The 11,338-nt window shown below is 53.7% G+C and carries 4 protein-coding genes; all 4 read right to left on the minus strand.

Translation table 11 applies throughout. From position 1 onward, the window contains the following. Nucleotides 1-7,307 (minus strand): type I polyketide synthase (locus K7P76_RS32880; RefSeq protein ID WP_232190326.1); only part of this gene is annotated, 7,307 nt, incomplete at its 3' end. A 53-nt stretch (nt 7,308-7,360) separates the two neighbouring features. After that, complete coding sequence (locus K7P76_RS32885; protein WP_232190327.1) at nt 7,361-8,983, minus strand: type II CAAX endopeptidase family protein; 1,623 nt, start codon at nt 8,981-8,983, stop codon at nt 7,361-7,363. Next, a complete protein-coding gene (fabD, locus tag K7P76_RS32890) occupies nt 8,980-10,242 on the minus strand; it encodes an ACP S-malonyltransferase (protein ID WP_232190328.1) in 1,263 nt (420 codons plus the stop codon). Before fabD ends, K7P76_RS32885 begins: the two co-directional genes overlap by 4 nt. Then, nucleotides 10,239-11,338, minus strand: a 1,100-nt coding sequence (locus K7P76_RS32895) for a phosphopantetheine-binding protein (RefSeq protein ID WP_232190329.1), incomplete at its 5' end; no start/stop codon positions are given. The genes fabD and K7P76_RS32895, both read right to left, overlap by 4 nt.

Here is an 11,338-nt window from a genome sequence, read left to right on the forward strand (position 1 = left end):
AACGACGCGGCAAGCTTGTCGGGAGCGGCTTCCGCTTGCCTGCGAAACAGCTCGGGCAGCGTCAGCTCTCGCGGAAACGGCGCTATGGTAGCGTTAAACGTATTAACGACCTGATGATGCTCCTCTTCCGACAGTATACTGATATCGTTAAGCTTAAGCTCCGGATTTTTCGAGATCGCTCCAAGCAATACTTGAAATCCGTCGACCCAACGCTGCATTGTCCCGCTGCGGAATAGTCCCGAAGCATATTGAATGATAAAATTCAGACCTCGTACTTCTTCGACGGCATATAATCCAATATCGAATTGGGAAACCCCGAAATCAATCGGAAGCTGCTCAATCTTAATTTCTGCCGACGAAGCGTCTGCGTGAAACATGTTGAGCATAGAGAACATCGTATCGAAGATCGGATTGCGGCTTAAATCCCGCTCCGGGCGCAACCGTTCGACCAGCTCTTCGAATGGAGCTTCCTGCCGGTCGAGCGCGTTAATGACCGTTTCCTTAACGTACCCAAGCAGTTCCTCGAACGTAAAGTCCGCAGCAGACGCGATTCGGATCGCAAGCGGATTAACAAAAACTCCGACCAGCTTGCCCGTATCCGGATGGGACCTTCCCGCGACTGGAGTGCCGATGATCATATCCGTCTGTCCGGATAGCTTCATAAGCCAAGAAGCATAAGCCGTTAACAGCACCATGAAAAGCGTCGTACCTGATCTTTGCGCTAGTCGGTTTAACTGCTCGGTCTCTCGCGCGGTGAGGTGGACGAGCAATTGCGCGCCTATCGTGCTCTTTACTTCAGGACGGGCGAAATCAGCGGGAAGCTCCAGCTTCGGCAAAGGCTCCGAGAAGCTTTGGATCCAGCTATCGAGCTGCTCGGAGTACCGCCCGGCTCTCTCTTCGCCTAATAACCATGTTGAATAATCCTTATACTGCAATTCCGAAGGCATTAAAGAATGTCCCTCATAAAGCATCAAGAAATCTTCCATAAGTACATTGACCGATACTCCATCGGCAACGATGTGATGGATATCGAAAACCATCACATGCCGACCTTGGTCTAATCGGAACAAACCCACCCGGAAAAGCGGTGCCCTACTCAGATCGAAGGGACGAACGAAATCGCGCAACGCTTGTTCGATCAACTCGCCGTTATCCGCCATTTCCTTGTACATGATTTCGAAGTCAGCCACGTCGTGAACACATTGATAAGGTTCATCTTCATGCAAACGAAATGACGTTCTCAGCCCCTCGTGACGCCTCGTAAGCTCATGAAAAGCTTGCCGCAGCCCTTCCCGGTCGACCGGACCGGTCAGCATAAGCGCAGTCGGAATCTGATAGGCCGTCCCCGTCGGCTCGAATTGCTGCAGGAAGTACATTCTTCTCTGCGCAGGCGAGACAGGATACAGCTCAGCCTTCGAAGCAATAGGAATGGCCTCATAGGTCTGCTTCTTATCATTAGACTCGACGCACATAAGCGCGGCCATTTCCTTCAAGCGCGCGTGATCGAACAAATCGGATAAAGACACCCGAACGCCGAAGGTCCGAACGAACGCCGATACGAGCGACGCTGCCTGCAGCGAATCACCGCCCACAGCGAAGAAATGATCGTTTCTCCCGTAGGGACCTCCGCCTAATAACTTCGCCCATAGCTCGGCCATCTTTGATTCGGTATCGCTCACGGGGCGTTCGTAAGACAATGCGATAGCTTGATTGCGGGTTTCCCTATTTACATCCGTATATACATCCTCTAAGGAAGCGATTAACGAAGCATCAGGGTAACGAAGCGGCGAATAGTACGCCCTGTGCAACACTTCCGGTTCGCGGTCATAGGAAAGTACCCAATCGAACGACCTTGATTTCGTTCTTGTTTGTCCCCCCGCCTCAGCAACGATAAGAGAGTATTGGCCCGCTGCTGCCGCCGTCAGCTCATAAGCTTCCTCTATCTCGTAAGGAATTCGGTCATAGAAAGCGATGTGACGAGGCATTTCGTTCACTTCGGTCAAATCGATATAGCAATCGGAACCTTCTTCCTCGGTCTCTGCCTGATCCATAACCCATCCGCTATCCTCCAGAAATTGCTCGAATGGACGATTTTTGGCGGTTCGGCGGAATTCCGCCCGAAGCTCAACGCAACCGAGGGACGATGCAAACCGCTTTAATCCCGTGCATACGGCTTGCTCGACTCCGCGACCCAGAACGCGGCAGCTTAGCAGGAACGCATTCAGGACGAGACTCGATCCATCGCGCGTTGCCGATACGTACCCTATCTTTCCGTAATCCCCGTAACGGTCCGCTGCTTCGACGACCCACTGGTATGCTTGTTCGCCAATCAGCAGTGCGCGAATATCCTCCTTCGAACGCCGAATTCCATTAAGATTGAACTGATTGGTCCTCACGGATAGCTGGGCAGCCCTCTCCGTGTCTTCAGAAGACAGCGCGCGCATGCTGACTTTCATCCCAAGCCCCTGCAAATAATTATCCAATGTTACTCCCGGACGAACCGCTTCCTTCCGCTGGCGCTCCGCTTCGTAGCTCCCCGCTCTTCGGCGATCTTCTTCGGTTACATTCAAGCGGTCCCACGCCCATACGTGCGACAGAAAAGCCGTCATCTCCCCTTCTTCCGGAAGCTTAAGCGTCAATACTTCTGGACAACCAGCCATGACACTCAGACATTCAACGGCGTTATCATCTACGAAAATGAAGCTGTCCAAGCCCAAATTCAGCTCTGCGGACAGTTCGCGGAGATTGTCGGCTTTGGACTCCCAGTTCACCCTCCATGCGCTAAAATGCTCCTTGCGCAGCATCATGCCGGGATTTCGGGCAAAAACTTCCCATAAATCGTCTTCATTGTTCTTGCTGCATAGGGCAAGCAGCATCCCTTCGCTTCTCTTGCGAAGTAATAACCGTTGCCATGCGGCAAACTCTTGCGTTACCTGGACGTTCAAAGCTCCTTCTTCCCCGCAGACACCTCGCCACAAAGTGTTGTCCGCGTCGACGACTATGACCTTAAACGGAGTCGCTCTCCAAGCAATCAATGCCCGGGCGATTTCCGTTCCGATCGCCGCAAAATATTGCTCCGTATATGGGATATGGCCCTCCTCGTTCGCGACCGGATCTTCCATCTCGTCGACCCGATAACGAGCTGCAGCAACCGAAAAATCCAACGGATTAACATTTTCCGCCGAAAGGACGAGATCGCTCCAACGCTCGCGGAACGCACCTGCCGCTTGTTCAGATAGCTCGTTAAACGGACCGTTCGCGGAAAAAGGCATTAATGCGACGAAATAGGTACCGTGTTCCTTACGTTCGCCCAATAGACGCATTAATCGACGAAGATCAGATTCCAATTGCTCTAATCGTTCCTCAACCGTTGCAGCCTTAGTCAACCAATCTTCCGGACGAATAAGCAGAACGTTAGCCTCTTCCGTCCCCTTTGCCCCCGTACTTTCCATTTCACTGGTATGCTCGCCGATCACGTGCTGGACGATTTGATTGTATGGCGCAAAGGAAAGCTTCGACTTCAAGCCGAATTCTCCAAGCCAGCGGGTTAACGATTTCGCTATCGGTTCGGAAGTAAAGGTGGATGCAATCGTGAGGTTGAAATCCAAGCCTTCGACCGTTTCCTGCGGGGGCCTGTCGTTTAGGCTTCTCCTGCTTTCAAGATTTGCTTCTTCATCCGCGCCGAATAGACGGAATTCCCCGATGGCCCAATCGGAATGATCGGCAGCCATGGCGGCAAGCTCCGCGAAATGCTCCGACATGCGGGAAATCGACGACTCCAGGAACAGCTGCGGGTCGTATTCCAACACTCCGTGCAATTCGCCGCCGGATCCCGGAAAAAGATCCAGCTTTACGTCAAGCGACGAAGTGGTTCGTTCTAATGGATATTCGGAAAATAATAAGCCTCCGGAGCTAAACCTATCGCTTCCCGTGGAATGATTGTGAAAAACGAGCATCGTATCATAGAGCGCATTACGTGAGCGATCACGCGCAGCAGGGGTGGCCGCGACCATTTCGTCGAAAGGAAATTGTCCATTCGAGTAGGCTTCGCTAGTAAGGTCCTGAATTCCCTCCATAAATTCATCAAACGACAATCGTGCGCTAACGAGAATCCTAACGGGCAGGAAGTTGATGAAGACCCCGACGATTTGCCTGAACGCCGCCTGATCCCTTCCGCTGACGAGCGAGCCGATCATGATCTCCTCCTGACCGGAGTAACGGTTCATCAATACGGCATATAACGAATAGAGAACGGTATGCAGCGATACTTGCCGCTTTCTGGCAAGCTGATTCAGCTTGTCCGTCAATGGCTCAGAGAGTGTAAAACGGAAAGATTTTCCCTCAGGCGATTTAACATGCGGACGCGGGAAATCAAGCGGCAGCCGCAAATGTGAAATCGGCGGAGAAAGCATATCGCTTAACCAATAGGCACGCTGTGCCTGCCACACCGGACTGTCCTTCTGATCCTGTTGCCAATGAACGTAATGGCGATAGTCCATGCTTTTGGGCGGCAACGAAAGTCCCTCGTATAGGGCCGTTAATTCCTGAAGCAGCAATGCCAGGGACGCCCCGTCGGCTACAAGATGATGAGCATCGAGCACAAGCAAATGGCGCTTCGGCGACACCGTTGCCAAGCCTATCCTGACAAGCGGCAGCTTGGACATATCGAACGGACGGATGAACGCAGCCGCGAATGCGGACCAATCCGCCTCTGATCCGACCGATGCCGGCTCAATCCTCATGTCCGGAACAGGATGAACGCGTTGCCGAGGCTCGCCTTCTTCGGACCATTCGAATGTCGTACGCAAGCTTTCGTGACGTTCTGCCAGCTTGCGGAACGCCATCTCCAGCCGAACGGCTTGCAGCTCCCCTTCTACGATGTATGCAAGCGGCATATGGTGGTGACGCTCCTCCCCGGGAAGCTGGGCTCCCAAGAAAATACGATGCTGTGCGCGGGACAACGGGTACATCGTTTCCTCGCTATCGTCACCTATCAATTCCTGCGATGCGTCTGCCTTATCGATTGATATTCCCATGACTCCATCAATATAGACGGAGAGATCAGCCACTGTAGGATGTCCGAGCAAGTCCGCAATTTCAATTTCCCTGCCGATCGCGGAGCTAAGCTCTCCGACGATTTGCAATGCCAGGATGGAATCTCCGCCAAGCTCGTAATAATGATCGTATACCCCGATCGACTCGAAGCCTAACGCGCGACCCCAGATGAGCGCGACCGTCTTCTCCGTTTCCGAATACCGATCTTCCTCTCTTCCGATCAACTGAACAATGTCCCTATCTTTCGCGTCCGCCACACTTAGAGCCATTTTCCCTTCGTTGTCGTTAGGCTTACGGTAATCTGAGTAAGCAGTTCGTTCCTCGACCCAGCATCGAGTACGATCGAAGGGATAGGTAGGCAGGTGGATTTTACCGTATCCCGAATCCCGGTACCATGCTTCCCAGTCCAACCGATTGCCTTCCGCATACGCAAGGCAGAGCTTCTCCGCAGAACTGTCCCGGATATCTTCGGTCAGCGTATCAACAGAAGCAGCAGCCCTAGCCAAAGCGGACATATCATTCCCGCCGCCGTGCCGTCCAAGCCATATGCCCGTAGGTACGCCGCTCCCGTCTTCCCATTCCCGTGCATTGCCCTCTAATTCCCCAAAGGCTAAGGGTTTCTTGCCCTCGAGCAAACACTTCGCCAATAAGCGAAGCTTATCCCGCAATTGTTCGATCGATCCAACCGTGACCGCAGCACGGAATTCATAATGGCCTCTGCCCGTGTTAGCTGTATAGCATAAGGAACCGAGAGAAAGCGACGAATGATCATGTCGCTCTAAGAAATGTTCATAGCTTACCACCAACGCAGCTAAGGCCGTCTCGCTTTTCGCCGACAGGGCAAACGGCTGAACCTTTGCGGATTCATTCGCTCGCTGCAGGCTCGGAATGGATGGCGCTTCTTCCAGCACCGCATGGGCGTTCGTTCCGCTCATTCCGAACGAGCTGACGCCGGCCCTTCTCGGATGATCCTCATCCTGCGCCCACGGACGGAGAATATCGCTGACGTAAACCGGAGAGTCCAGGAACGGTATTTCACGGTTAGGCTCGCGAAAGTGAAGCATCGGTGGAAGCTCCCGCCGATGCAGGGCTAACGCTGTCTTAATCAGTCCAACGATTCCCGCCGTCGTGTCCAGATGCCCGAAATTCGTCTTCACGGAACCGACCGCGCAAAATTGCGAGCGGCGCGTATAACGCCTAAACGCTTGGGTCATGCCGTCAATCTCAATGGGGTCTCCCAGCTTTGTTCCGGTTCCGTGGGCTTCGACATACCCGATCGTGGCCGGGTCTATATCCGCATCCTCCCAAGCTTGAACGATAACTTCTTCTTGAGCCCGACCATTCGGGGCGGTGATTCCGATAGACGAACCGTCCTGATTAATTGCACTTCCTTTAATAACCGCATATATGGCATCCTTATCCCGCAGCGCTTTACCCAGAGGCTTGATCAGAATAGCTGCCGCGCCTTCCCCTCCGCCCGTTCCCGCCGATCGGTCGTCGAACGTGCGCGCGCGGAAATCGGGAGATTCAATGCCGATACGGATTCCCAGATCGACGGGCAGCAAATAGGTTTTCACTCCGCCGACGAGGGCTTGCTCACATTCTCCTGCTCGCAGAGACTGAATGGCTATATGCAGCGCGACGAGCGATGAGGAGCAAGCGGTATCCACGGTCAAGCTCGGCCCTCTGAAGTCCAGAAGGTAGGATATCCGGCTCGCGACGATGGAGGACAAATTTCCTGTAATCCCCTGCGTCAAGGAAGCCGGGTCCCGTTCGGAGATCAAACGCTTATAATCGTGAAAGGCGTCGCCATTATAGCCCAGATAGACGCCCGTTCGGCTTCCTGCCAGCTTGCTTGCCCCATAACCTGCGTCTTCCAGCGCACTCCATGCCGTCTCCAGCCATAACCTCTGGTTCGGACTCATCAGAGAAGCTTCCTTCGGGGACATGCGGAAGAACCGATAGTCGAACTTATCGATCTCATCCAAGTACGCTCCGTCGTAATAAGACACCTTGCCGTTCGGAAGCTTCGTACTGGACAAGAGAGATTCCACGTCAGCGCGGCGAGCATCGGGAAACGGGCCGATCGCATCATGTCCGGCGGCAATAAGCTCCCATAAGCTCTGCACATCGCATACTCCCGGCAGCCGTACGGACATCCCGATAATCGCAATATCGCGATGGGATGTTTCTTCCACGATCTCTGACTCTTCCTCCAAGATGTCGTCTGCATCCCACCAAGCTTTTTCCATCCTAACGCGCCCTCCCCGCTGTGATCATTCATAAACGTGTCAGCCAGTCCAGATCAGGCTCCAACACTCACTTTCTCGGACGGTTGGCTGATATCGACAGACGTTTGCTTGCTTCTCCATATCCCATAGAGCAGACCAAGGATCGCTGCGGAGCTTACGCCCAGCAATGCATATCGTGCTGAGCCTCCCGGCAATCCGCCGCTATGGCGAATGATATAGTAAGCGGAGAACAAGACGAATTCGTTGATAATCGTCAGCCAAATCGAGCGATGCCATACATAGATTAAGCCGAAGATGACTGCGCCGGCCGTTCCGTACAGCATAAGGGGAATGTCTCCGGAGAAGAACAGAAAGCCATAGAGGATCCCAGTGACGACCATCGCCGCAGGCAATGGCAATGCTCTCTTTAGTTCGTTAAAGATGAGCGCGCGGAACAATATTTCCTTGTAAACCGAATTAATGACGAAGAAGGTGAAGAATACCCAAGCGTTCTGAGCGAGGAAAAATCCGACGATATTCTCGAACCCCGGCGCGGCATCTATCACTTCCGGTATACTGAACAGACCCATGACCCATACCGCCATGCATACCGCCAACAGAATGTTTAATATATGCGTTCTGGCGCCAGCTTTGCGAAATTGGGCGATAGCGATCAAATCTTTCTTGTAGAATAGTTTGAGCACGAAATAATAGAGCGGCATCGCCAATAACGCATTCGTATAGAGACCGATGATTCCGTGGGAAGCCAACGCCGGATATTTGGGCAGCACTGCTTGCTCCCAGATGATGACGAGCACCTGCAGCAATCCGTAATAAATACCGACGTGGACGGCGAGATTCCCTGCCATGACCGCATATTTTTTCAAGGCAGCCGCCCCTTTCCAAACCGTGAGAAGAGTTCCCGCAATCATAAGCAGCGCGACCAATCCCAACGCCAACAGCAATCCATCGGACAGCTTGGAGAACGCATCGTGCAGTCCCCATTCGCGAGTGATCATGATCAAGCAATTGACGACGGTTCCGATTCCGATGGAAGCCCATAGCGACTTCAGACGAATGTAGACAAGGCAATAAAGCACGCTTAGAAAAAAGGAAGTGACGCTGATCCAAAACGACGGTTGAAAGTAACTGTAGATGAGTGATGTGAGCAGCACCGACATCCAGACGGGCATCCCGGTACGCAAAGCGTTATACACGATCCCCCTGAACAGCAATTCCTCGAAGCAAACCGCCAGGAAGCCCACGCCGACAAGAACATAGACGAACGATTCCGCAGTTCCGAACGTATTCACGTAATCCTCGAAATGCGACGTATTGTTCCGTACCCAAGACAGCTTCATAACGGCAAGGAACAGCAGCGTGCAGCCAATCCCCAGAATGACCAGCTTTACCCAATCCCCTGCTTTAAGCGGAGTGAATCGGGCGGTTCGGATGATGCTAGGAATTCGGCCCTTCGACAGAACGGACTGCAGCTTGGATAGTCCCAAGAACAGCAAGAAAGCAATTCCGAATACGGTACACAGAAATATCGGAATGTTGCGCTCCATGAAAGCCTTATAATCGGGAAAATGGTTCAGCAGCAACGATTGGTGAAGCATCGCGACCAACCAGAACACGAGCAAATACACGGCAACATACACAAGGGAGCCACTAACGGTCAGCCATCTGGATTTCATATCTCAACGCCTCCATTTATTGATTCCGAAACGCGGAAGAGATGGGAGGTGCCCGTTTGCTCCAACAGGCGAACCAATCTTGCTATTCTTTCCGCGGTTTCGGTTCCTTTCGTATCGAACATGCTTTGCAGCATGCTCCATCCCTTGCGCAATTGTTCCTCCGTCGGCAGGCTTCCGGCTTCCGCTTGCTCTCTCGCCATCTTCTCTACTTCGCGGTATGGCTCAAGCACGCCAATTCGATAAGCATCGGGATCGTCACGGTTGTTTCGGGTGGCCGAAGCGATTCCGAGGCATCTCGGCAGGAAATCCGAGTAACCTGCCATTCGATGATTGTCCATCAGTGTAGTTATGCCTTGCATATCGTCCGAATAAGCCGTCTTCGTCTCCGGTGAGAATGATTTCCATAGTCGGGACAGAACGGAGCCCGGCCCCGACTCGATCACCCTATCGATACCGGTCGCATGCATCTCTTGCATGCAACTCAACCAACGGACGGGCTCCGTCAATTGGCGAGTCAACAACCGTACCAGACTTTCTGGCCGTCCATCGTGGGGCAGGCCCGTTACATTCGACAGTACCGGCCACTCGGGAGCGCGGAATTGGCATTGTTCAAGCTGCTCCCGCAATCGTTCCGACGCTTTCTTCATGTAGGGACTGTGAAAGGCCGCTCCGACATTTAACGGGGTAACCCGGACCGATAGGTCCGTAAGCAGTAACGTAAGTCTCTCTAGCGCTGCCCTATCCCCCGATACAACCCGCTGCATTGCCGAGTTAATGCCCGCGAGCACGATGACGGAATCGCCAATGCTTGTTTGGGAAAGCAGCTCCCCTAATCGTTCGTCGGATATTCCGCTTACGGCTGCCATGGCTCCATTCGCGTTCCCGCCAGCGGATTCCATGAATTCCCCTCTCTTGCGCACGAGGCTAACGGCATCCGGGAACGCAAGAACCCCGCTGCAGGCAAGCGCCGAGAATTCGCCCAAGCTATGGCCGGCTCCGAGAGCGGGACGAACTCCCCACTCTGCCGACAACACCCGATATGCCGCAACACTATAGGTGAGAATAGCGGGTTGGGCATTAGCGGTTTCCGTGAGCCGAGCGGAATCTCCCTCCGCGCATAGCTTCATAACATCCCATCCGAGCGTTTCGCTAGCTTCTTCGAACGTTCGTCTCGCGATCGCGTGGCGTTCCGCTAGCGTGGCGCCCATTCCAACGAACTGCGAGCCTTGGCCGGGAAACAGCATTCCGATTTTCGTCATCGCGGTCCCTTCCTCTCCTGCTCTGCGTCAACGTCTTGGGATACGGCAGACTGTTCCTTCGATTGCCTTTCGTTCGCCATGCGGCGACACCAAATCGGGAAATCCTTCATGAGATCCTTGATCTTGTCCTTACGGATTTTTCCCGCGTTGTATTCGACTTGAATCGCCCATTCGAAGCCCGTCGATTGGACAACAATCGTTAAATCCGCCAAGGGTCTCCAGCCTTCCGGAACAGGAGGCGCAGTCCCTCCGCACAAGAGGGGGATGATCGATGAATCCGGGTTTTGTTCGTTCGCTAATACCGGCAAGGAGTTACTGTTCGATGTATGCTCATGGAGTAAAGCGGAGCGAAGATAGGCAATCAATTCCGAAAACCCGCCTATCTCGTTCAAATCGAGTTTGACTACGCTCGCTCCCCCTCCGAAGCCGCAGATCGGCAGGTCGTACCTTGACTGACGGAACGTCTGGGCCAGCATGACGATCCACACTCCAATGGCCGGTAATCCTGGGTCAACCCCCTCAAGCTCGGCTAATTGTTCCAGGTATTGAACGGTAGAGCTGCTCAGCGGCATTCGTAAATAGTCTCCTGTCCTGTACCTACGATCAGCCGGCATCCATTGCGACGGTAATTGAATGGGTACGACCGATATTCGTGAAGAAGCGCTCGTTGCGCTCGACTCCCGCTGGATATACCCCGCGAGCTTGGAAATGGTCGGGTATGCGAACAGGTCCGTAACATTTAAGCTGCCTCCCTGCTGTTGCTCTAACGTCTTGTGCATCCGCAGCACCAATAAGGAGTTGCCTCCCAGCTCAAAGAAGTTGTCGTCGATACCGACCGTCTCCCGCTGCAGCAGCTCTTGCCAGATGCCGACCAGCTTCTCCTCTGTCTCGTTTCCCGGAGCCGCGTAGGCCGTCCCCGTCGCCATGCTCGCCTCCGGTGCAGGCAGCGCCTTGCGGTTCGTCTTCCCGCTGGCTGTCAAAGGCATTGCTTCCAGCTGCGTGAACGACGCCGGTATCATGTATTCCGGCAGCCGTTCTCCGCAATGCCGTCGCAGCTCCCCGGACGTGCATTCCCGGTCCGCCACGACGTAAGCGC

Origin of the sequence: Cohnella silvisoli, from assembly GCF_021190915.1 — a bacterium.
Lineage (GTDB): Bacteria > Bacillota > Bacilli > Paenibacillales > Paenibacillaceae > Cohnella > Cohnella silvisoli.

Coding starts and splice junctions, on each gene's coding strand:
- K7P76_RS32885 (WP_232190327.1), bottom strand. CDS start 8,983: ATGAAATCCAGATGGCTGACCGTTAGTGGCTCCCTTGTGTATGTTGCC.
- fabD (WP_232190328.1), bottom strand. CDS start 10,242: ATGACGAAAATCGGAATGCTGTTTCCCGGCCAAGGCTCGCAGTTCGTT.